The organism is Streptomyces sp. NPDC006335, assembly GCF_040612795.1.
GTDB lineage: Bacteria > Actinomycetota > Actinomycetes > Streptomycetales > Streptomycetaceae > Streptomyces.
Genome location: NZ_JBEXQX010000004.1, coordinates 201,087 through 223,407, shown reverse-complemented (window position 1 = coordinate 223,407; position 22,321 = coordinate 201,087). Strand labels below are relative to the sequence as shown.

Genomic DNA, 22,321 nt, shown 5'->3' with positions numbered 1-22,321 from the left:
GTGTCCCGGGCGCCCGTGCCCGGGACACCAGGGGTGAACGCTCCGCCCGCGACGCCCGTTTACGGTCACGTGATCTCTCCGTACGACCATGAGAGCCACCCACGTCCGACCGACCCAGGAGTCACGAGCATGCAGGAGTTACCCGGCACCGCAGGCCCCCGAACCGTGGCCGTCGTAGGCGCGGGACCGAGCGGCCTGGCCGTCGCCCGCGAACTGGAACGCGCCGGGCACCGGGTGACCGTGCTGGAGGAACAGGACACGGTGGCCGGCAAGTGCCAGAGCGTGCTGGTCGACGGGCACGCCTTCGACCTCGGCGGCCACATCTGCACCAACAGGTACGAACGGATCGCTCGGTTGCTGGCCGAACTGGACGTGGAGACGGAGCGCACCAGCCGCTATCGCGTCCTCGACACCGCGGGACGTGCCGTCCGGCAGCCGATGGCGTTCCTGCGCGACGGCTCCCTCCAGCGCTACCGTGCGCTGCGCGCACGGGAGTTCCCTCGCATAGCCGAACCCGGGCTCGCCCACTCCGCGCGAGCGCTCGCCGCCCCCGTCGCCCGGTGGATAGCCGACCACGACCTGCACTCCATGGCCGAGTCCTTCGGCACCGGATACACGGCCGCCGGGTACGGCCATCTCGACGACGACATACCCGCGCTGTACTTCGTGAAGTACGCGGAGATGACCGGGCTGCTGGACCCCGGCCCCGAAGTCCTCGGCCACGCCGGAGACTTCACGGTCGCGGGCGGGTTCGCCACGCTGTGGCGCCGGATCGCGCAGGAGCTGAAGGACGTGCGGTGCGGGGTGCGCGTGACGGCGGTGGAACGCCGCGCGGACGGGGTGCGGGTGCACACCGACTCGGGTGCGGTCGAGGCGGACGACGTGGTGCTCGCGGTCGCTCCGGACCGGATCCTGCCGGTCCTGGACGCCACCGACGAGGAGCGCGACCTCGCCGCGCGGATCCGCAGCAACGCCTACCACACCACCCTCGCCGCCGCGCCCGGCCTCCCCGAGGACGGGTTCCACTTCCTCGCCGCCCACACCTCGAGCCGTGAGTCGTCCGGCCACTGCGTCTCGTACCACCACCGCTACCCCGGCAGCGAGGTGCGGACCTTCTACTCCTACGGCCGCCCCGGCGACGTCACCGCGCTGCTCCGGGAGGACGTCGCGGCCCTCGGCGGGCGGCTGGAGCGGGTGCACCTGCGGCGTGAGTGGGCGTTCATGCCGCACTTCGGCGGCGCCGACCTCATGGACGGCGCGCTGGACCGGCTCGACGCGCTGCAGGGGCGTCACCGCACCTACTACGTCGGCGGGCTGCCCGCGTTCGAGCTCGTCGAGTGCGCGGTGGCCCACGCCCAGGACCTCGCGCGCCGCCACTTCCCGCCCGCGCGGGGCACACTGACCCGGCAGGACCACGGCCCTGCCCTGATCGAGGAGGAACGGCAGACATGAGCGAACCGCTGCGCATCGGAGTCCTGGGAGCCGCGCGGATCAGCGAGTCCTCGCTGATCGGACCGGCCCGGGTGACCGGCCACCGGGTCGTCGCGGTGGCCGCGCGCGACCGGTCCCGCGCCGAGGCCTACGCGGCCGAGCACGGTGTGGAGCGGGTGGCGGGGTCGTACGCCGAACTGATCGCCGACCCCGAGGTCGAGGTCGTCTACAACCCGCTCGCCAACGGACTGCACGGGCCGTGGAACCTCGCGGCGCTCGCCGCCGGCAAGCACGTGCTGAGCGAGAAGCCGTCGGCGAGCAACGCCGAGGAGGCCGCGGAGGTGCGGGAGGCCGCCGCGAAGGCCGGGACGGTCTTCATGGAGGCCTTCCACTACCTCTTCCACCCGGTCACCCGGCGCCTGCACGAGGTCCTCGCGAGCGGGGAGATCGGCGAGCTGCGGCACGTCGAGACCATGGTCGCGATCCCGGCCCCGGCGGACTCCGACCCGCGCTGGTCGCTGCCGCTGGCCGGCGGCGCGGTGATGGACCTCGGCTGCTACAGCCTGCACGCGCTGCGCGTACTGGCCCCCTGGGCGGGCGGCGCGCCGCGCCTGGTGTCCGCGCGGGGCGGCGAGCGGGCGGGCGCCCCCGGCGTCGACGAGTGGCTGGACGCCGACCTGGCCTTCCCGGGCGGCGCGACCGGCTCGGCGCGCTGCCACATGGCGTACGACCGGCTGGAGATGAGCTGCCGGATCACCGGTTCGCGGGGGGAGGTCCTCGCACCGAACTTCGTGCTGCCCCACACGGACGACCGGGTCGTGGTGCGCACGGCGGACGGCGAGCGCACCGAGCGGCTCGGCACCCGGTCGTCGTACACCTACCAGCTCGAGGCGTTCGCGGACCGGGTCCGCGGGGGCGCCCCGCTGCCGCTGGGCGCGGAGGACGCGGTGGCGACGATGACGCTGATCGACTCCGCGTACCGGGCGGCCGGGTTCGAGCCGCGGCCGCGGTACAAGGCCGGCTGAGCCCCGAGGGGCCTGTCCGTCCCGGGGGCCTGCCTGTCCGGGGGGTCTGCCTATCCTCCCGCCCGGTCCGCCGTGAGGTCGGCCTCCAGCGCGGCGAGTTCGCGCCGGACGTCCGACTCCCTGTCCTCTTCGCCGAGTTCCCCGAGGACGTCGGCGAGGCAGGCCAGCGCGGACGCCAGCGCGCTCGCGCCGAGTGGTCTGCGGGCCTCGGCCACCGCCTCCACGGCGCGGGCGCGGGCCTCGACCGGGTCGCCGGTGGCGCTGTGACAGCGGGCGAGGTCCACCAGGAGCCGTACCCGCAGCGGCAGGACGATCTCGGGCGCGGTCCACGCCACGGCGCCCCGCAGTGCCTCCCTGGCCTCGGGGCCCACGCCCAGCGCGTCCTCGTGGCGCCCCGACGCCCGCAGCCCGCCGACCAGTTCGGCCAGCACCCGCGGCCGCACCAGCTCGACGTGGGACAGTTCCCTGAGCGACATGGCGGCGAGGAGCGCGGCGCACTCCTCGTAGACGGCCACGGACTCCTCGGTGCGGCCGACCGCGGCGAGCAGCATCCCGTAGGTGCGCAGCGCGCCGGGCAGGCTGCCGAGCGCCCGCTCCCGGCGGTCGGGGGCGGACAGCCCGCGGTACGCCGTCACGCACGCGCGTGCCACCGACGCGGCCTCCTCGGTCCGGCCGACGCCCGCGAGGGCCTGTGCCCGCACATCGTCGGCGAAGGCGGCCGCCGCCGGGGACGCCTGCTCCCCCGCGAGGACGGCGGCCGCGCACGCCTCCTCGTACCGGCCGGACAGCAGCAACGCGTGGGCGCGCAGCGCCAGGGCGCGGCTCAGCCCGTCCGCGTCGGCCGTCGCGCGGTACACCGCGACCGCCTCGTCGGCCCAGGCGAGCCGCCGCTCGGGCGACGGCGACCGCAGCCCCGCCCAGGAGGGCGTGACGCAGTACGACAGTGCCGCCCCGAGCAGCGGTCCGCCCCTCTCCGGCGCCAGCCGGGCCGCCGCGCGCGGCAACGGCAGCAGTATCCGTACGAGTCCCATGACCACCCCCTCGCCGCCCCGCCGAGGACAGCCGCGCCATGGTGGCACAAGGCATCACACCGATGCCGCGATTCTCCGGGTACGTAGCGAGCACGGGGGAACTTCGCCGAACTGCCCCCGTACAGCCCGCAGTCAGCCGTACAGGGCGGGCCGTTCGACGAGCTCCACCGGCACCCGGCCGCCCTCGTTCAGCGACCGTACGCCCGCCTCGCACACCGCGGCCGCCGCGTAGCCGTCCCACACGCTGGGCCCGGTGACCTGGCCGCGGCGGGTGGCGTCGACCCAGGCCTGGACCTCGCGGTCGTAGGCGTCGGCGAAGCGTTCGACGAAGTCCTGGGCGATGGTGCCGCCCCAGCGCCCGGCCATGTTGGTGACCATGGCGTGGCCGTCGCCGACGCGGGCGGTGCCGCGTTCGCAGACCGCCTCGGCCTGGACCTGGTAGCCGAAGCCGCAGTTGACGAAGATCTCCACGTCGGAGAGGGCGCCGCCGTCGGTCTCGAAGACGACGAACTGGGGGTCCTGGAGGTCGTCGGGGGCGTTCGCCGAGGGCGTCGGGCGCAGCACGGTGACCGCGGTGATCTCGTGCCCGAGCAGCCAGCGCGTCACGTCGGTCTCGTGGGCCACGGAGTCGCTGATCAGCATGGAGCTGGTGAAGAAGGGCGGGCTCGCGGCATTGCGGTGCCGGTTGTGCAGCATGAGCGGTCGCCCCAACTGGCCTGTCTCCAGCAGGGACTTGAGCTTCATGTACTCGGCGTCCCAGCGCCGCATGAAGCCCACCTGGGCACGCCTGTGCCCCAGTCTCCGCTCGGCCTCCACGACCCGCAGCGCGGAGGCCGCGTCGGGGGTGAGCGGTTTCTCGCACAGCACCGGCAGGTCGTGCTCGAAGGCCTGGAGCAGTGCCGCCTCGTGGGCGGGGCCAGGTGAGGCGATCAGGACGGCGTCGACATCTGCCGCCGCCATCGCGGAGGCCGGGTCGGTGTAGGCGGTGCAGCCCTCGACCCGGGCGGCGATCTGCTTGGCGCGTTCGGCGTCGAGGTCCACGACGGCGCTCACCCGGGCGCCGCTGACGACCTCCTGGATACGGCGGACGTGGTCGGCGCCCATCTTGCCGGTGCCGATGACGGCGACGCCCAGGGTGGCTCGCTCGGTCATGGTGATCCCTTCAGGCGCCGCAGGACCTCAGGAACTTGCGGGTGCGCACCGCGATCGGCAGCGGCTTGTCCGGCTCGCACGGGTACATGTCCTGCTCGACGATGGCGAACAGCTCCACGCCGAGCTTCTGCGCCGCCACCAGGACCGGCTCCAACTCGGGTACGCCGGACGGCGGTTCGCACATCACCCCGCGCTGGACGGCCGGACCGAACGGCACCCCGTTCTTCACGACGTCCGCGAGGATCTCCGGGTCGACCTGCTTGAGGTGCAGATAGCCGATGCGTTCGCCGTACGTCTCGATGAGCTTGACGCTGTCCCCGCCGCAGTAGGCGTAATGACCCGTGTCCAGGCAGAGGTTGACGAGGTCGGAGTCCGTCGAGTCCAGGAAGTGCTCGACGTGGTCCTCGGTGTCGAGGTGGGTGTCGGCGTGCGGGTGGACGACGATGTCGAGCCCGTACGTCTCCTTCACCTCGTGGCCGAGCCGTTCCATGCCCTTGGTGAGGTGGGCCCACTGCTCGTGGGTCAGCTCCGGCGGCTCCAGGATCTCGGCCGTCTTGTCGTCACGCCAGAAGGAGGGGATGACGACGAGGTGCCGTGCGCCCATGGCCTGGGTGAGCGCGGCGACCTGGCTGACGTGCGCCCAGGTCGACTCCCAGACCGAGGGGCCGCGGTGCAGGCCGGTGAAGACCGTGCCCGCCGAGACCTTGAGGTCGCGCCGCGCGATCTCGTCGGTCAGGCGGCCCGGATCGGTCGGGAGATAGCCGTACGGCCCCAGCTCGATCCAGGAGTAGCCCGCCTCGGCGACCTCGTCCAGGAAGCGTTCCCACGGCACCTGCGCCGGGTCGTCGGGGAACCAGACGCCCCACGAGTCCGGGGCCGAACCGACGCGGATGCGGTCGAGCGAGGCCGCCATCTCAGGCCTTCCCCTCGCCGCCGGCCGCCACGGTGAGGTCGTCCTCCTCGGGGAGGGCTTCGGTGTCGACACCGCGGACCTGGGACAACTCGTGCTTGAGAGCCGCGAGTTCGGCGCCGCCGGCCATGTGGTTGGTGAGCTCCTCCAGGGTGATCTGGTCCCGGGCGGCGGAGAGTTCCATGGTGCCCAGGCGCAGCACGCTGAAGTGGTCGCCGACCATGTAGGCGTGGTGGGGGTTGTGGGTGATGAAGATGACCCCGAGTCCCCGGTCGCGGGCGGCGGCCACGTACTTGAGAACCACGCCGGACTGCTTGACGCCGAGGGCGGCGGTGGGCTCGTCGAGGATCAGGACGCGGGCGCCGAAGTAGACGGCGCGGGCGATCGCGACGCACTGGCGCTGGCCGCCGGACAGGGTGCCGATGGGCTGTTCGAGGTCGTCGAGGACGATGCCCATCTCGCGCAGTTCCTCGTCGGCGGTCTTCTTCATCGCCTCGATGTCCAGGCGGCGGATCGGCCAGGGACCCTTGGTGATCTCGGAGCCGAGGAAGAAGTTGCGCCACACCGGCATCAGGGGGACGACGGCGAGGTCCTGGTAGACGGTGGCGATGCCCTTGTCGAGGGCTTCACGCGGGGTGGAGAAGCGGACCGGGGCGCCGTCGACGAGGAACTCGCCCTCGGTGTGCTGGTGCAGCCCGGAGATGATCTTGATGAGGGTGGACTTGCCGGCGCCGTTGTCGCCGAGCACGCAGGTCACCTGGCTGGGCCGCACCTGGAGGCTGACCCCGTGCAGGGCACGGATGTTGCCGTAGGACTTGCCCGCGTTGCGCAGCTCGACGATCACACCGTCGCCGCCGGGGGCGGTCTCGGGGGTGTCGGCGAGGATGGCGCCGTGGGTGCCCGCTTCTTCGTTGCTGTTGGTCATGGGGTGGGTCACCTCCGGGTCGCCGTGCGGCTGACCCACAGATTGATCAGGACGGCGCCGAGCAGCATCACGCCGAGGAAGGCCTTGAACCAGTCCGGGTTCCAGTTCGCGAAGACGATGCCCTGCTGGACCATGCCGAACATGAACGCCCCGAACACCGGGCCGATCGCCGAACCGGCACCACCGGTCAGCAGGCATCCGCCGATCACCGCCGCCGAGATGTAGATCAGCTCCTGGCCGACGCCCTCACCGGACTGCACGGTGTTGAAGGAGAACAGGTTGTGCATGCCGACGAACCAGGCGCCGAAGCCGACCAGCATGAACAGCGAGATCTTCGTGAACGTCACGGGGACACCGACGGCCCGGGCGGAGTCCTTGTTCCCGCCGACCGCGAAGATCCAGTTGCCGTACTTGGTGCGCAGCAGCACCCAGGTCGCCAGCGCGGCGAAGACCAGCCAGTACACGACGGTGATCTTGATCTGGACGCCGCCGACCTCGAAGGAGTCGGCGAACACCTTCTTCGCCCCGGCGAAGCCGTCCATGTTGCTGATGTCGTCGGTGGCGACGTTGTCCGTGACGAGCTTGGTCACGGCGAGGTTGGCGCCCTGGAGGATCAGGAAGGTGCCCAGGGTGATCAGGAAGCTGGGCAGACCGGTCTTGACGACCAGCCAGCCGTTGAGGAACCCGACCGCCAGCGACACCAGGAGGGCCACGAACACGCCCGCCCACACGTTCAGGGTGAGCTGGAAGGCGAACATCGACGCGGTCAGTGCCGAGGTGATCACCGCGACACCCGACGACAGGTCGAACTCGCCGCCGATCATCAGCAGGGCGACCGGCAGGGCCATGATCCCGATCGTCGACGACTGGTACAGGATCGTCGCCATCGAGCTGCCCTCGCGCACGGGCGGCGCGGCGATCAGGAAGAACACCCACACGGCCACCGCGCCCAGGAAGACCCCGACCTCGGGCCGGGCCAACAGGCGCAGGGCCAGGGGGCGTTCCGCGGTCCGCCCGTCCTTGACCTTGCCGGGGCCGGAGGCCGGCGGTGTGGTCACCGCCGGCTCGGCGTGCTGGGTCATCCCCATCACCTGGTGCCCTTCGCGGCGTACTTGGCCACGGTGTCGACGTTGGTCTTGTCGACGAAGGCCGGACCGGTCAGCACCGGCTGCTCACCGCCGCCCATGTAGTTGCCGTTGTTCTTGTAGAGCCACAGCGAGTCGATCGCCAGGTAGCCCTGGAGGTAGGGCTGCTGGTCGACGGCGAACTGGATGGTGCCCTTGCTGATGGCGCCCGTCAGGTCCTTGTTGAGGTCGAACGTGGCGATCTTGGCCTTGCTGCCCGCGTCGGACACCGACTGCACCGCGGTCAGCGCGAAGGGCGCGCCGAGGGCGACGACGTAGTCGATGGACTTGTCCTGGGAGAGCTTGGCGGTGATCGTCGACTTCACGGACGGCATGTCGGTGCCGTTGACGTTCAGCGTCTGGAGCTTGCCGGTGAAGGTCTTCTTCACACCGTCGCAGCGCTGGGTCAGGCCGATGTTGCCCTGCTCCTGGATGACACAGACGGCGTTCTTGGCACCCTCGTCGTTCAGGCGCTTGCCGAGCGCCTCGCCGGCGACCGTCTCGTCCTGCCCGAAGAACTCCATCAGGCCGAGCTTCTGCCACTCGCTGACACCGGAGTTCAGGCCGACCACGGGTATGCCCGCCGTCTTGGCCTTGGAGACGACGTCCTTGAGGGCGTCCGGCTTGGCCAGGGTGATGGCGATGCCGTCGACCTTCTGGTCGATCGCGTTCTGGACCAGGTTGGCCTGGGCGGCCGCGCTCGGGTCGGCCGAGTAGACCAGCTTGACGTTGTCCTTGGCGGCGGCGGCCTGGGCGCCCTTGCGGACGATGTCCCAGAAGGTGTCGCCGGGCGACTGGTGGGTGACCAGCGCGATGGTCATCCGGGGCGTGGTGGCCTTGCCCGCGGAGGCGCCGTCCGCGCTCTCCTCGGACTTCTTGCCGCCGGAGCTGCTGGAGCAGCCGGCGAGCGTGAGGGCCGCGGCCGCAGCCAGGGCCACGGCGGGAGCGAATCTCCGCGAACGGGAGAGAGAAGAGCGGTCCATCTTTCCTTGCACCTCACTGTGCGACGGGGAGAACGTCGGGAAAGGGGGGCGGGATCTGTGAAAACGCGCCAACTTGCGTTGGGACGGGATCCAACTCCCCTGGCGCGGCCGCTGTCAATACTTTGTTAAGACATCATTTCACGATCAGGTCCGAATGTAAGTACAAACTATTGACAGCGTCGCCCTTCGGGTCCTACACCTGGGATGCAACGGGCCCGGAGGGCCCTGCGTCCCCAGCCCGGACCGAGGAGCGTCGCGCATGGTCGAGCCAGTGCAGCAGTTCGACGTGATCAGTATGGGCCGTATCGGAGTTGATCTCTACCCGCAGCAGTCGGGGGTCCCGCTGGCCCGCGTCCGGTCCTTCGGGAAGGCCCTCGGGGGCTCGGCCGCCAACGTCGCGGTCGCCGCCGCCCGGCTCGGCCGCTCCACCGCGCTCATCGGCCGCACCGGCGCCGATCCCTTCGGCACGTATCTCCACCGGACCCTCACGGAGTTCGGCGTCGACAACCGCTGGGTGACACCGGTGGAGGCCCGGCCGACCCCGGTCACCTTTTACGAGATCTTTCCGCCGGACGAGGTCCCGCCGTACTCCTACCGCCACCCCAAGGCCCCCGACCTGGAGATACACACCGACGAGCTCGACTACTTCGCCATCCGGGCGGCTCGGGTCTTCTGGATCACCGGCACCGCTCTGAGCGAGGAGCCGAGCCGCTCGGCCACGCTCGCCGCGCTCAAGTGCCGCGACAGGGCGGGCACCACCGTCTTCGACCTCCACCTGCGGCCCGCGCCGAGCAACGGCCCGGCCGGGGCAGACCCCGACGCGGCCCGCCCGTACTACGCCGAGGCCCTTCGGCACGCGACGGTCGCGGTCGGCACCCTGGACGAGTGCGCGAGTGCCACCGGGGTCCGCGAACCCCGGGCGTGCGCCGAGGCCCTGCTGGCGGCGGGCGTCGAGCTCGCCGTGGTCAAGCAGGGCCCGGCGGGCGTCCTCGCGGTGCACCGGGACGGGACCACGGCCGAGGTCCCGCCCCTCCCGGTCGAGGTGGTCAACGGTCTCGGCGCCGGCGACGCCTTCGGCGGCGCACTGTGCCACGGGCTGCTGTCCGGATGGGAGCTGGAGCGGACCGTCCGGTACGCCGACGCGGCCGGCGCGCATGTGGCCGCCCGCCTCCCCTGCTCCTCCGCGATGCCGACACCGGCGGAGGTCGAGGGACTCCTGAACGGTGTCACCCCATGACCGCCCGGCCCGCCGACGGCTTCGCGTACGGACCAGGTGAGGGCCGTACGCCGACCCCGGCGCCCCACGGCGAAGGCCGCACGCCCGCGTGCGCGCGCCGCTCCCACGGGCGGCCCGCCGGGTCGGCCCCCGCCCGCCACCGGACGGGCTCCGCCCGGGCGAGGAGCGGCACTGCCCGGCCGTCCCGCGTACCGCCTCGACGTCATGGCGGGCCCGCGGCGCGCCCGGCTGATCCACGCCCGCCCCGACCACGCGGGGGTCCCCGCCACCCGGTCCGACCGGCCGGTCACCCCCACCTCCCCGTCTACACCGCACCGGAGAAGTCCTGATGAGCACCACCATCCGTCTGACCGTCGCCCAAGCCCTGGTGCGGTTCCTGTCCGTCCAGTACACGGAGCGGGACGGCGTACGGCACCGGCTGATCGCCGGAACCTGGGGCATCTTCGGCCACGGCAACGTGGCGGGGATCGGACAGGCCCTCCTGGAGGCGGGCGAGGACGCGATGCCCTTCCACCAGGGCCGCAACGAGCAGGCGATGGTGCACGCGGCCGTCGGCCACGCCCGCCAGCTCAACCGGCTTTCGGCCCAGGCGGTCACCACGTCGATCGGCCCGGGCGCCACGAACCTGGTCACCGGCGCGGCCCTGGCGACGATCAACCGCCTGCCGGTCCTGCTCCTGCCCGGCGACTACTTCGCCACCCGCGCCGCCGACCCGCTCCTCCAGCAGCTCGAACACCCCACCGAGGCGGACGTGTCGGTGAACGACACCCTGCGGCCGGTCTCCCGCTTCTTCGACCGCATCCACCGCCCCGAGGCCCTGATCCCGTCGGCCCTCCAGGCCATGCGCGTCCTGTCGGACCCGGCCGAGACCGGCGCGGTCACCCTCGCCCTCCCCCAGGACGTGCAGGCGGAGGCGTACGACTGGCCGGAGGAGTTCTTCGCCGAGCGCGTGTGGCGGGTACGGCGACCCGCGCCGGACCCGGTGGAGCTGGCGGCGGCGGTCGAGGCGATCCGGTCCGCCCGCCGCCCCCTGATCGTGGCGGGCGGGGGGATCCACCACAGCGAGGCCGAGAAGGCCCTGAAGGCGCTGGTGGACGCCACCGGCATCCCGGTCACGTCCACCCAGGCCGGCAAGGGCTCCCTGCGCCACGACCACCCCGCGGACCTCGGCGGCATCGGCCACACCGGTACGGCGGTCGCCGACGACCTCGCGCGCACCGCGGACCTGGTCATCGGCGTGGGCACCCGCTACTCCGACTTCACCACCGCCTCCGGCACCCTCTTCCAGAACCCGGACGTGCGCTTCCTCAACCTCAACATCACCGGCTTCGACGCCCACAAGCTGGCCGCGCGGACGGTGGTGTGCGACGCGAGGGCGGGTCTGGAGGCGCTCGCGTCGGCGCTGGAGGGCCACCGCGTGGACGCGGCGTACGAGGCCGAGTACGGCGCGGGCAAGGAGCGCTGGGACCAGGTGGTGGCGCAGGCCTACCGCGCCGCCGACGAGAACGCCGTACCGACCCAGACCCAGCTGCTCGGCGCGCTGGACGCGGTCGTGGGCGACGAGGACGTGGTGATCAACGCGGCGGGCTCGCTCCCCGGCGACCTGCACAAGCTGTGGCGGGCGCGCAGCCCGCGCCAGTACCACCTGGAATACGGCTACTCCTGCATGGGGTACGAGATCCCGGCGGCGATCGGCGTCCAGCAGGCGACCCCGGACACCCCGGTGTGGGCGCTGGTCGGCGACGGCACGTATCTGATGATGCCGACGGAGCTGGTCACCGCGGTCCAGGAGGGCCTGCCGATCAACCTGGTCCTCATCCAGAACCACGGCTACGCCTCGATCGGCGGGCTGTCGGAGTCGGTGGGCGGCGAACGCTTCGGCACCTCCTACCGCTACCGGGCCGCCGACGGCACCTTCAGCGGGGCCCCGCTCCCGGTCGACCTGGCCGCGAACGCGGCGAGCCTCGGCATGGACGTGCTGCGCGCCAAGACCGTGCGGGAGCTGCGGGAGGCCCTGGCCACGGCTCGGGCGTCGGACCGCCCGACGTGCGTCTACGTCGAGACGGACACGGCCACCGCGACCACTCCCCCGGCCGAGGCCTGGTGGGACGTGCCGGTGGCACAGACGGCGTCGCGCGAGGCCGCCGTGGAGGCGAGGACGGAGTACGACCGTCAGGTGTCCGCCCGCCGCACCCACCTCTGACGGCCCCACTCCTCGAGAGAGGTACCTCCATGGCGAAGCCCGGCGGCACGTCACGTGCCGCGACCACCCCCGCGCTCGACTGCCTGGACTTCGCCCTGGACCGGGGCAGTCCGGTGCCGCTGTACTACCAGCTCGCCCGGCAGCTGGAGGAGGCGATCGAGCACGGCGTGCTCGCCCCGGGAAACCTCCTGGGCAACGAGATCGACCTCTCGATCCGCCTCGGCCTGTCCCGCCCGACCGTCCGCCAGGCCATCCAGACCCTGGTGGAGAAGGGCCTGCTGGTCCGACGGCGGGGGGTGGGCACCCAGGTGGTGCACAGCCAGGTCAAGCGCCCCCTGGAGCTCAGCAGCCTGTACGACGACCTGGAGGCGGCCGGACAGGGGCCGGCGACCCGGGTCGTACGCAACGAGACGGTCCCGGCGTCCGCCGACGTGGCGGCCGCGCTGTCCCTCCCGGAGGGGGGCGCGGTCACGGTGCTGGAGCGTCTGCGCCTGGCCCACGGCGAGCCCGTGGCCCTGCTCTGCAACTACCTGCCCGCCGACCTCCTCCACCTCGACACCGACCGCCTGGAGGCCACGGGCCTCTACCGCGTGCTGCGCGCCGTCGGCATCACCCTCCACAGCGCCCGCCAGACCATCGGCGCCCGCTCCGCCACCGCCGAGGAGGCCGCCCGCCTCGACGAACAGGAGGGCGCGGCCGTCCTGACCATGCAGCGCACGGCCTACGACGACACCGGCCGCCCGGTCGAGTACGGAACCCACATCTACCGGGCCTCGCGGTACGCGTTCGACTTCCAGCTGCTGGTCAGGGCCTGAACCGGCGGCCCGATGGACCGGCTTGCCCGGCCGCGGGCGGCACGCCGCACCACTTGACTTCGGCGGGCGAACAGGTGGAAAGTCATGGGTATACGTCGTAAACATACGACGTCTGCACATGCGGGAGCGTCCTGGTATGGCACGCAGTGAGCCACTGCCGTCGACCGTCCTCGTCACCGGCGGGGCCGGTTTCCTCGGTGGGCACACCTGCGTGGAACTCCTCGACCACGGCTACGAGGTGATCGTGGTCGACAACTACTCCAACAGCACGCCTCAGGCCCTGACCCGGGCGGAGCGGATCGCGGGCCGCTACTTCGGCGCCGTCTACGAGCTGGACATCCGCGACCAGCGCGCCCTGTCGGCCGTCTTCGACCGGCACGCCCTGGACGCCGTCGTGCACTGCGCCGGTGTGAGAGCCGTGGGCGCGTCGACCCGGATGCCCGTCGAGTACTACGACGTCAACGTCGGCGGCACGACGTCCCTGCTGCGGACCATGCACGAACACGGGGTGCACCGGCTCGTCTACTCGTCGTCCTGCTCGGTCTACGGCGACGCCGGACCGGGCCCGCTCGACGAGGCCACCCCCGCCCGGCCGACCACCCCCTACGCGGCCTCCAAGTGGGCCTGCGAACAGATCCTCGCCGACGTGTGCCGACGGCGCCCCGAATACACCGTGCTGTCCCTGCGGTACTCCAGCCCGGCGGGTGCCCATCCCAGCGGACTGCTCGGCCCCGAGCCCCTCGGCGATCCCCACGACCTGATGCCGTACCTGGCCCAGGTGGCCGTGGGTCGGCGGGAGCGGCTCCAGGTGTTCGGCGGGGACTACCCCACGCCCGACGGGACCGCGATCCGGGACTACCTCCACGTCATGGACACGGTCGAGGCGCACCGCGTCGCGCTCGACCACCTCGCCGACTCACCCGGCATGCACGTGTACAACCTGGGCGTCGGCAGGGGCAGTTCGGTACTGGAGGTCGTCGCCGCGTTCGCCGACGTGTGCGGCCGGACCATCCCGTACGAGATCGTGCCCCGCCGTCCGGGCGACGTGGCGGAACTGGTCGCCGACGCGAGCGCCGTGGCGCGCGACTGGGGCTGGCGTCCCACACACGACCTCGCCGACATGTGCCAGGACGTCTGGCGCTTCGAGCACCTCAACCCGCACGGGCGTGCCGGCGCGGCGCGGGGCCCGGACTCGAAGCGCTGAGGGCGAACGCCGTCTCCACCAGGGCGATGTGACTGGACGCCTGCGGTGCGTTGCCCAGTTGACGGCCGGCGTCCGGGGCCCACTGTTCGGCCAGCAGGCCGACGTCGTTGCGGATGGCGAGCACGCGCTCGAAGACCTCCCGGGCCTGTTCCGCACGCCCGGTCTCGGCGAGGGCATCGGCGTACCAGAGGGAGCACGCCACGAAGGCTCCTTCCGGTCCCCGTACGCCGTCCACCGGGTGGGCGCCCTCGCCGCTCGCCGCGTACCGGCGCACGAAGCCGCCGTGTTCGAGGCCCCGCATGGCTTGGACCGTTGCGCGCACGCGCTCGTCCCGAGCCGGCAGGAAACCGAGCCGCGGCATCAAGAGCGCGGAGGCGTCGAGGGCCGAGGAGCCGTAGGACTGCACGAACGACTGCCGGCGCGCGTCCCAGCCCTCCCGGCACACCTGGCGGTGCACCTCGTCCCGCATGGCACGCCACTGGCCCGAGGAGCCGTTGCGGCCGAGCAACTCCCCCATCCGCACCGCCCGGTCGGCGGCCACCCAGGCCATGACCTTCGAGTGGACGAACTGCCGTCCCCGCCCGCGCACCTGCCACAGCCCCTGGTCCGGCTCCCGCCAGTGCCGCTGGAGATAGCCCATCATCGCTTCCACCAGGCCCCACACGTGGGCCGGCATGGGGATCCCGGCCCGCAGCGACAGGCAGAGGGCGTCCAGGACCTCGCCGTAGACGTCCAACTGGAACTGGCCCGCCGCGGAGTTGCCGAACCTGACGGGCCGCGACCCCTCGTAGCCGAGCAGCCAGGGCGCCTCGGTCTCCGGCAGCAGCCGCTGCCCGCCCACGCCGTACACGGTCTGCAGGTCGGTGGGGTCGCCCGCGATCGCCCGCACCAGCCAGCCCACCCAGGCCGCCGCCTCGTCGCGGTAACCGCTGCGCAGCAGACAGGACAGGGTCAGGGTGGAGTCGCGCAGCCAGCAGTAGCGGTGGTCCCAGTTGCGTTCGCCGCCGATGCATCCGGGCAAAGACGTCGTCGGGGCGGCGACGACGCCACCCGTGGGTGCGTAGGTGAGCGCCTTCAGGGTGATCAGGGAGCGTACGACGGCGTCCCGCCAGGGCCCCTCGTAGCGGCACCGGGCACTCCAGCGCCGCCAGAAGTCGCCGGTCTCCTTCAGCAGGGTCTCGGCCGGGACACTCAGCGGCGCAGGCGTCTGCGGCACATGGGAGGGCGACCACGCCAGCGTCAGCGCCAGCCGCCGTCCGGCCGGGACCGTGAAGTCGTACAGCGTGGAGTCCTCGCGGTCGAGCGCCGACACCGGGCCGTCGGCGTCCAGCCAGACGGCGTCCGGGCCGGCGACCGCCACCGCGCACCGGTCGACGGCCCGGATCCAGGGCACGACCCGGCCCTGGTGGAAGCGCAGCCGCAGCTCGCTGTGCATGGGCACGGCACCCGAAAGCCCTTCGATCACCCGCACGACGCAGGGAGTTTGGGCTCGGGGCGGCATGAAGTCGGTGACCCGCACGATCCCGGTCGGGGTCTCCCACCGCGTGTCCAGAACCAGCGTGTCCGGCCGGTAGGCCCGCTGTGCGCTTGTGACGGGGGCGAGGGGGGCGACCCGCCAGAACCCGTTGTCGGGCGTGCCGAGCAACGCGGCCAGACAGGCCGGCGAGTCGAAGCGGGGCAGGCACAACCAGTCGACGGAGCCGTCCCTGCCGACCATGGCGGCCGTTTCCAGGTCACCGATGAGGGCGTAGTCCTCAATGGGAGCACTCATGATCGCCCCACAAGCAGGATAAGCCGTATATTTACGTCGTATACGAACATCGTCACACGACGGGACGCGCGAGTCAACGCCGGGCCCACCACCTCCGTACGGGCAGGCCGTTGACCCCTTGACCCCCCACCCACACGGTGCCAACATGGACATATACGCTGTAAACATACATCATCAGGATACGTCCATTCACTCTCCAGGTCGGTGAGCACCGATGCCTCAACTTCCTGCCCCGCAGAGCGCCCAGCGGGTCCCTGATGTCGGCAACGGCCACGAGTCCGCACAGGTCGACCATGCCGCGGCAGCCGTCGCTGTCGTCGGCCTCGGGTACGTCGGTCTGCCCACCAGCCTGGCCCTGCTCGCGGCAGGCAACGAGGTCATCGGCGTCGACCTCAGCGAGAACCGGCTGGAGGCCATCCGCCGCCAGGAGGTGGATCTGCTGCCCGCCGACCACCAGCGCCTCGCCGCGTACGTGGACGACCCGCGGTTCACCATCACGTCGGAGCACGCCGCGATCGCCCGGGCCCGTACCGTCGTGATCTGCGTGCCGACCCCGATCGACCGCCACCTCGTACCCGACCTTCGCGCGCTCTCCGCGGCCTGCTCCTCGGTGGTCGAGCACGCCGTGCCCGGTCAGCTGCTGATCCTCACCTCCACCACCTACGTGGGCGCCACCCGGGATCTGCTGGCCCAGCCACTGACCGAGCGCGGGTTCCAGGTCGGCAGCGACGTGTTCGTGGCGTTCTCGCCCGAGCGCATCGACCCGGGCCGTGCCGAACACCCGCACAACCGCACCACCCGCGTGGTCGGCGGCATGGGTGAGCTGAGCACCAGCCTGGCCGCGGCCGTGCTGCGCCGGACCGCACCCGCCGTGCACGTGCTCTCCTCGACCGAGGAAGCCGAGATGACCAAGCTGTGGGAGAACACGTTCCGGGCCGTCAACCTCGCACTGGCCAACGAGTTCGCCGAGGACTGCCGGGCTCTCGGCCTGCAGCCGCAGCCGATCATCGAGGCGGCGGCGACCAAGCCCTACGGCTTCGTGGCGCACTACCCCGGGCCGGGCGTGGGCGGCCACTGCATCCCCTGCGATCCGCACTACCTGCTCTGGCAGTTGCGGGCGCTGCGCGTCACCTCCCCGCTCGTCGAAACCGCCATGTCCGCGATCGCGGCCCGGCCCCGGCAGGTGGTGCGGCGCGTGCACGACGTCCTCGCCGATCGGGGCACCAGCACCGCGGGCGCCCGGATCCTGGTCGTGGGCGTCACCTACAAGTCGGGCGTCGCGGACCTGCGCGAGTCCCCTGCCCTGGAGATCCTGGCGGAGCTGGCCGACGAAGGCGCCAAGGTGCACTTCACGGATCCGCTGATCACCACGCTCAAGCTCGGCCCGTACCTCTTCGCCGGTGTCACCGAGCCGGAGGCGGAGCAGTGGGACCTGGTCGTGGTGCACACCGTGCAGCCCGGCGCCGCACTGGAATGGCTCGCCGATCAGCCGGCCGTGCTGGACGCCACCTACAGGCTCGGACCGCTCAAGGCCAAGGCGGTTCTGTGAACGCCGCGTACGCCGACCGCAGACCTCCCGGTGCGGGCGCGGTGTCGGCCTCGCAGGGGTCGGGGGCGCAGCTCACCGGTCCGCGACCGGAACGGTCCGGACCGGATCAGGGCGTCCCCACCCGGCCGAAGCCGGCGCCGCCGCCCCTGCCACCCCTTCGCTCGGCACGGCCGCACCGCCCCGGACCCGTGCGACGCTGCCTGGACCGGATGGACCCGGACACCCGCTTCGACGCACGGCGCGTGCTGACCCTGATCTGTCTGCTGCCGCTGCTGGTGCTCCTGGCCCGCGGGGCGCCGGCGCTGCTGCAGGACCCCCTGCTGCTGAGCTACGGCTTCATGGTCCTGCTCGGCACGATCACCATGTTCTACCTCGCCTACACCCGCTACGACGATCCGTCCGAACGCCCCCTGCGCAAACGGCCGAAGGATCTCGACAGCTTTCCCGCACTGCCCACCACGCCGAAGGTGAGCTTCCTGCTCGCGGTCAAGGACGAGGTGGAGTGCATCGAGGACTGCGTGCGCTCCATGGCCACGAGCGACTACCCGAACCTCGAGGTCGTCGTGGTGGACGACCTGTCCGAGGACGGCACCCAGGACGTACTGCGCCGACTGGAGGCGGAGCTCGACATCAGGGTCATCTGTCTGGACGAGAACCTCGGCAAGAAGGGTGCCCTGGTCCGCGCCTGCGAGGAGGCCGACGGCGACATCATCGCCATGACCGACTCCGACTGCTTCCTGGCCCCGGACGCGCTCACCCGCTGCGTACGCGCGCTCGTCGCGCACCGCGAACTGGGCGCGGTGAGCGGCCACGCCCGCGCGCTCAACGCGGACTTCAGCTTCTGGACGAAGGCCCAGGACGTCTGGTTCGAGGGCCAGTTCCGGGTGGTGAAGGCGACCGAGGCCACCTTCGGCACCGTCACCTGCGTCTCCGGCCCGTTGGCGGTGTTCCGGCGCGACGCCATTTTCAACTACCTGCCCGCCTGGGCCGACGACCATTTCATGGGCGCCCCCTTCCGCTTCTCCACCGACCGCCAGCTCACCGGATACGTCCTCGGCCAGGTGTGGAGGGGCCAGTCGCTCAAGGCCCAGTACGCAAACTCGCCGTTCGTCACGGAGCGGGACTACCCGGAGCGCAGATGGCGGGTCGGCTACGTCTACTCGGCCAAGGTGTGGACCAATGCGCCGCCCCGCTTCCGGCCCTTGATGAAGCAGCAGATCCGCTGGAAGAAGAGCTTCATCCGCAACCTGTGCTTCACCGGCACCTTCATGTGGCGCATGGGCCCGGGGCCGGCGACCCTCTACTACGGCCACGTCCTGTGGGTGACCGCCGCACCGCTGATGGCCTTCCGGCACATGATCTGGGCGCCGATGCACGGGGCGGCCTTCCTCACCCTGCTCTACCTGTGCGGAATCATCTTCAAGGGCTGTGCCTACGGCATCGCCTTCCTGATCGACAACCCCGGCGACAGCCGCTGGATCTACCGGCCGGCGATGGGCCTGCTCTCCACGTTGCTCCTGGCCTGGATGCTGCCGTACTCCTTCGCCACCATCCGGCGAGGGGTCTGGTCGAGGAGTGCTACGTGATGGACACCCGGCGCAAGGTCGACCTCCGCAGGGCCGGACACCTGCTCGGCCTCCTGCTGTCCCTCGCCGTGGTCGGCCTCCTGAGACTCGACGGTGCTCACCCGGGGAGGCCTTCCGCCACGGGCTCGCCTTCAGGACCGGCCGAGATGGCGACAACCGCCGGATCGCCCCGTCGTCCCGCGGCGATGCGGCCGGTCGAGGAGTGCCACCCGACGATCAACCCGTACAAGGTCCACCTCCGCAAGGCGGGACGCCTGCTCGGCCTCCTGCTGTCCCTCGCCGTGGTCGGATTCCTGTACTCCATGGTGCTCACCCGAGGAGGCATCCTCTCGTGACCGCGACCGGGCCCCCGCCGGAGCCGAACCCGCTGCTCGATGTCCGCCGCGGTCGGGCCGGACGAAGCGTCCGCCTGCTCACCCACTGGTCGGCCCGCACCGGACTGATCCTGCTCGCCCTGTCCGTCCTCATGCTGCCGTTCTACGTGGCCTCGCAGTACTACCTGGAGCAGAAGTACGTGAGCAAGCAGGCCGACCCGCCGGTGACCCACATCGACGCCACCGCGGCCACGACGGCGTCACGGCTGGCCCTGGAGCTGCCGGCGGCCACGGCCCCGGTCGTGCTGACCTACCACGACATCAACAGCGGCAACCCCAGCAAGTACGTGGTCACGCCCGCCGCTTTCGACGCCCAGATGGCCGCGCTGAAGAAGGCGGGGTACCGCGGTCTGACCAGCCAGGAGTTCGTCAACTACCTCAAGGGCGGCCCCGCTCCGCCGAGGTCGGTCTTCATCACCTTCGACGACGGCCCGCGGGGCCTGTGGAGCAATGCGGACCGCATCCTGGCCCGCCATCACCTGCACGGCTCCGTCTTCCTGATCACCTCCCGGGTGGACGATCGCCCCTATTACCTCTCCTGGCGGGAGATCGGGCGGATGGCAGGCTCCGGCCGGTGGGACTTCCAGGCCCACACCCACGACCTGCACCACCGTGCCCGGACGGACGCCGCCGACCACCGCGGCTCCGCCCTCTCCAACCGACTGTGGCTGACTGACCGGCACCGGCTGGAGACCTGGTCGGAATACCAGGCACGGGTGTCCGCGGACATCAGGACGAACATCCAGAAGTTCAAGAGCCACGACCTGCCGAGGCCCCAGCTCTTCGCCTACCCCTTCAGCGAGGCATCCGAGCGCGGCAACCTGCCTCCGGGGACCACGCTGCAGGGCCTGCTGTCCGAGCACTACGCGGCCACCTTGTCCAACAAGTCCCCCGATCCGCTGGGGCCGCCGGTCGCCGCCAGCCGACGCGCCGCAGCGGACCGAACGGTCCAGCGGCTCGAGGTGACCGCCGCGACCACCCCTGACGAACTGCTCTCCGACGTCGCCGAGTGGACCCAGAGGCCACCCGTCGCCTCTTCCCCGTTGACCGAACCCGCGCTGTGGACGCGCGACGACGGCACCGGCGGACACGGCATCGACGTCTTCACCAGGCGCAGGCCCTTCGCGGGCACGGACCACTACGCCGCCGCCGTGTACCGCCCTCTCGGGAGCGTGGACTGGACCGACTACCGGGTGGACGCCACCGTCACCGGGCTCGCGAACGGGGCCAACCAGGCCGCCGTCTCGGTGCGCAACCGCACCAAGAACCTGGTCGTGATCAGCGTCAGCCAGGACACGGCCACACTCGAACACGGCGGACGAAAGGTGGTCGTCCGCAAGCTGGCGCCGAAGAGTGCGCACACCCTGAGCGTCAGCGTGCACGGCGCCACCACCACGGCCCGGGTGGACGGCACCACCGAGCTCGACTGGGTCGCCGAGAACGTCCCCGCCACCGAACTCACCGGAGGCTTCGGCATCCGGGTCGGCAGCAACCGTCAGGGCGCCGCACACCCGGCCTTCAGCAAGCTGCGTCTTTCCCCCCTGCCGCACAGGACCCCCACGGCCGCCGTCAGCCGGCAGACCGTGACCGAATCGGCGCTGCTCGCCCCCAACGCCTATTGGCAGAGCGCCCCCGGAGTGCGGGCGCCGTTCCAGATCAAGGAAGGTGTGATCACGCCACTGGGCCGTGTCGCCCTGTCGTGCCAAGGGGCGTACGAACCCGCCCGTACACAGGAATGGACCGACTACACGGCGAGCGGCACGATCTCCAAGCTGTACGATCCTGGGGTGAAAGGTGCAATTCAGGTCAGGGTGGGCAGTCCGCAGGTGATCAGCGTGCAGGTCTCCCACAGCCGGCTGGAGGTGCTCTCCGGGGACGCCGACAGTCAGAGTCTGGTCGGGACCCGCGACCTGAAGGCTGCCGATTCCCACCAGGTGTCGGTCACGGTGACCGGCCGGTCCACGGTGCTCAGGGTGGACGGCACGGTCCGGATGACGCTGCCCGCCGAGGGAGAGGCCGGAGGCGTGGCCTACGCCGCGTACCGGGACGCCACCCGGCTCTCCTGGCCGCCCCTCGCCGACCTCGAGGTCCTACCCGTGGCGGGCGGATGAGCGACGAGCCACGCAGAGCCGTCCTCCGAACCGAGGGCCGGAGGGCCTCCCGGCGGACACTCGTCGTCGTCCTGCTGCTGGCCACCACCGCGATCATCGGAACCGGCACGGCCCTGGTCATGAGGATGACCGGGGAGACACCGCGCAAGCCCGCAGCCCACGGGGAGCAGGGTTTCGCCCCGTTCGAGCCGCGTTTCGCCGAGGGGGGCCTGGTCACCAACGAGTTCGCCTTCCTCCACCCGAGAAACCGGCACGCGAGGGTGTCCCGCGACTGGATCGCCACCAGCGGCTCCCTCTTCGCCAAGGACGGCGCGGGCTGGACGGGCGTGCCCGACGTCGGCGACACCGGCGCCGACTCCGCCCGTCACACCGACTCGGCCGTCTTCCGTCTGGTCTCGCGCCGGCGCGACTTCGGTGCGGTCACGGTGAGTGTGCGGAGTCGACTGCAACCGCCCGTCACCACGCCGAAGACCCCCGCCCGGGACTGGGACGGCGGCCACATCTGGTTGCGGTACCACAGCCCCGAGGAGCTGTACGCGATCAGCTTCCGCCGCCGCGACGGCGCGGTGGTGATCAAACGCAAGATTCCGGGCTTCGGCCCCGAGGACGAGGACACCGGAGGCTACGCGACCCTGGCCGAGGGCAGACACGCCATCTCCTACGACGCCTGGCACCGGGTGTCGGCAAGCGCCGCCAACCTGCCCTCGGGATCAGTGCGGCTCCGACTCGACATCGACGGGAAGACGGTTCTCACGGCCGAGGACCGCACCCCGGGGCCGCTGCGCCGGCCGGGCGGAGTGGGACTCAGGGCGGACAACACCGAGTTGCTCTTCGCGGGCTTCCGCGCCGTGCCGGCGCCCACACCGACGTCGGGATGACCTGACCCCTGC

At 71.6% G+C, this 22,321-nt stretch carries 18 protein-coding genes; 11 read left to right on the top strand and 7 right to left on the bottom strand.

Annotated features, from left to right (window positions below):
* The first annotated feature begins 129 nt into the window (after positions 1-129).
* Together ABZ098_RS14845 and ABZ098_RS14840 are read left to right on the top strand one after the other, a co-directional pair.
* Positions 130-1,452 carry an FAD-dependent oxidoreductase gene (locus ABZ098_RS14845; protein WP_356590902.1) on the top strand — a complete coding sequence of 441 codons (1,323 nt, stop codon included), beginning with the start codon at positions 130-132 and terminating at the stop codon, positions 1,450-1,452.
* Positions 1,449-2,456: a Gfo/Idh/MocA family oxidoreductase gene (locus tag ABZ098_RS14840; RefSeq protein WP_356590900.1), complete on the top strand. Its 1,008-nt coding sequence runs from the start codon at positions 1,449-1,451 to the stop codon at positions 2,454-2,456. The genes ABZ098_RS14845 and ABZ098_RS14840 overlap by 4 nt, the downstream gene beginning before the upstream one ends.
* Before the next feature lie 50 nt (positions 2,457-2,506).
* Here the strand turns inward: ABZ098_RS14840 and ABZ098_RS14835 are convergent, their stop codons facing one another.
* The 6 genes from ABZ098_RS14835 to ABZ098_RS14810 all read right to left on the bottom strand — a co-directional run bounded on the left by ABZ098_RS14835 (position 2,507) and on the right by ABZ098_RS14810 (position 8,581).
* Entirely contained in the window at positions 2,507-3,487 is a 981-nt protein-coding gene (locus tag ABZ098_RS14835) for a hypothetical protein (protein ID WP_356590898.1), read from the bottom strand.
* A 132-nt stretch (positions 3,488-3,619) separates the two neighbouring features.
* The gene (locus ABZ098_RS14830; protein WP_356590896.1) at positions 3,620-4,639 is read right to left on the bottom strand and encodes a Gfo/Idh/MocA family oxidoreductase; all 1,020 of its coding nucleotides are present in this window, start codon (positions 4,637-4,639) and stop codon (positions 3,620-3,622) included.
* 10 nt (positions 4,640-4,649) lie between these two features.
* Positions 4,650-5,552, bottom strand: a complete 903-nt coding sequence (locus tag ABZ098_RS14825; protein WP_356590894.1) for a sugar phosphate isomerase/epimerase — start codon at positions 5,550-5,552, stop codon at positions 4,650-4,652.
* 1 nt (position 5,553) lies between these two features.
* A complete protein-coding gene (locus ABZ098_RS14820; protein ID WP_356590892.1) occupies positions 5,554-6,474 on the bottom strand; it encodes an ATP-binding cassette domain-containing protein in 921 nt (306 codons plus the stop codon).
* A gap of 8 nt (positions 6,475-6,482) precedes the next feature.
* Positions 6,483-7,562, bottom strand: a complete 1,080-nt coding sequence (locus ABZ098_RS14815) for an ABC transporter permease (RefSeq protein ID WP_356590890.1) — start codon at positions 7,560-7,562, stop codon at positions 6,483-6,485.
* Positions 7,562-8,581, bottom strand: coding sequence for a sugar ABC transporter substrate-binding protein (locus ABZ098_RS14810; RefSeq protein WP_356590888.1), 1,020 nt, complete (start codon positions 8,579-8,581; stop codon positions 7,562-7,564). The genes ABZ098_RS14815 and ABZ098_RS14810 overlap by 1 nt, the downstream gene beginning before the upstream one ends.
* Positions 8,582-8,840: 259 nt before the next feature.
* Here ABZ098_RS14810 and iolC point away from each other — a divergent pair, with 259 nt between their 5' ends.
* The 4 genes from iolC to galE all read left to right on the top strand — a co-directional run bounded on the left by iolC (position 8,841) and on the right by galE (position 14,040).
* A complete protein-coding gene (iolC, locus tag ABZ098_RS14805; protein WP_356590886.1) occupies positions 8,841-9,818 on the top strand; it encodes a 5-dehydro-2-deoxygluconokinase in 978 nt (325 codons plus the stop codon).
* 328 nt (positions 9,819-10,146) lie between these two features.
* Positions 10,147-12,021 carry a 3D-(3,5/4)-trihydroxycyclohexane-1,2-dione acylhydrolase (decyclizing) gene (gene iolD, locus ABZ098_RS14800; RefSeq protein ID WP_356590884.1) on the top strand — a complete coding sequence of 625 codons (1,875 nt, stop codon included), beginning with the start codon at positions 10,147-10,149 and terminating at the stop codon, positions 12,019-12,021.
* Positions 12,022-12,050: 29 nt separating this feature from the next.
* On the top strand, positions 12,051-12,836 hold the full coding sequence (locus ABZ098_RS14795; RefSeq protein WP_356590882.1) for a GntR family transcriptional regulator: 786 nt from the start codon (positions 12,051-12,053) through the stop codon (positions 12,834-12,836).
* A 136-nt stretch (positions 12,837-12,972) separates the two neighbouring features.
* Positions 12,973-14,040, top strand: coding sequence for a UDP-glucose 4-epimerase GalE (gene galE, locus ABZ098_RS14790; protein WP_356590880.1), 1,068 nt, complete (start codon positions 12,973-12,975; stop codon positions 14,038-14,040).
* Here galE and ABZ098_RS14785 read toward each other — a convergent pair.
* Complete coding sequence (locus ABZ098_RS14785; protein WP_356590878.1) at positions 13,988-15,811, bottom strand: glycoside hydrolase family 15 protein; 1,824 nt, start codon at positions 15,809-15,811, stop codon at positions 13,988-13,990. The two genes, galE and ABZ098_RS14785, sit on opposite strands and share 53 nt — an antisense overlap.
* Before the next feature lie 214 nt (positions 15,812-16,025).
* On the opposite strand from ABZ098_RS14785, the gene ABZ098_RS14780 reads away from it, so the two are divergent.
* The 5 genes from ABZ098_RS14780 to ABZ098_RS14760 all read left to right on the top strand — a co-directional run bounded on the left by ABZ098_RS14780 (position 16,026) and on the right by ABZ098_RS14760 (position 22,309).
* The gene (locus ABZ098_RS14780; RefSeq protein WP_356590876.1) at positions 16,026-17,360 is read left to right on the top strand and encodes a nucleotide sugar dehydrogenase; all 1,335 of its coding nucleotides are present in this window, start codon (positions 16,026-16,028) and stop codon (positions 17,358-17,360) included.
* Positions 17,361-17,569: 209 nt separating this feature from the next.
* Positions 17,570-18,946: a glycosyltransferase gene (locus ABZ098_RS14775; protein WP_356590874.1), complete on the top strand. Its 1,377-nt coding sequence runs from the start codon at positions 17,570-17,572 to the stop codon at positions 18,944-18,946.
* Entirely contained in the window at positions 18,943-19,281 is a 339-nt protein-coding gene (locus ABZ098_RS14770) for a hypothetical protein (RefSeq protein ID WP_356590872.1), read from the top strand. The genes ABZ098_RS14775 and ABZ098_RS14770 overlap by 4 nt, the downstream gene beginning before the upstream one ends.
* Entirely contained in the window at positions 19,278-21,431 is a 2,154-nt protein-coding gene (locus ABZ098_RS14765; protein ID WP_356590870.1) for a polysaccharide deacetylase family protein, read from the top strand. The genes ABZ098_RS14770 and ABZ098_RS14765 overlap by 4 nt, the downstream gene beginning before the upstream one ends.
* Positions 21,428-22,309, top strand: a complete 882-nt coding sequence (locus ABZ098_RS14760) for a hypothetical protein (RefSeq protein WP_356590868.1) — start codon at positions 21,428-21,430, stop codon at positions 22,307-22,309. The genes ABZ098_RS14765 and ABZ098_RS14760 overlap by 4 nt, the downstream gene beginning before the upstream one ends.
* The last annotated feature ends 12 nt before the right edge of the window (positions 22,310-22,321 follow it).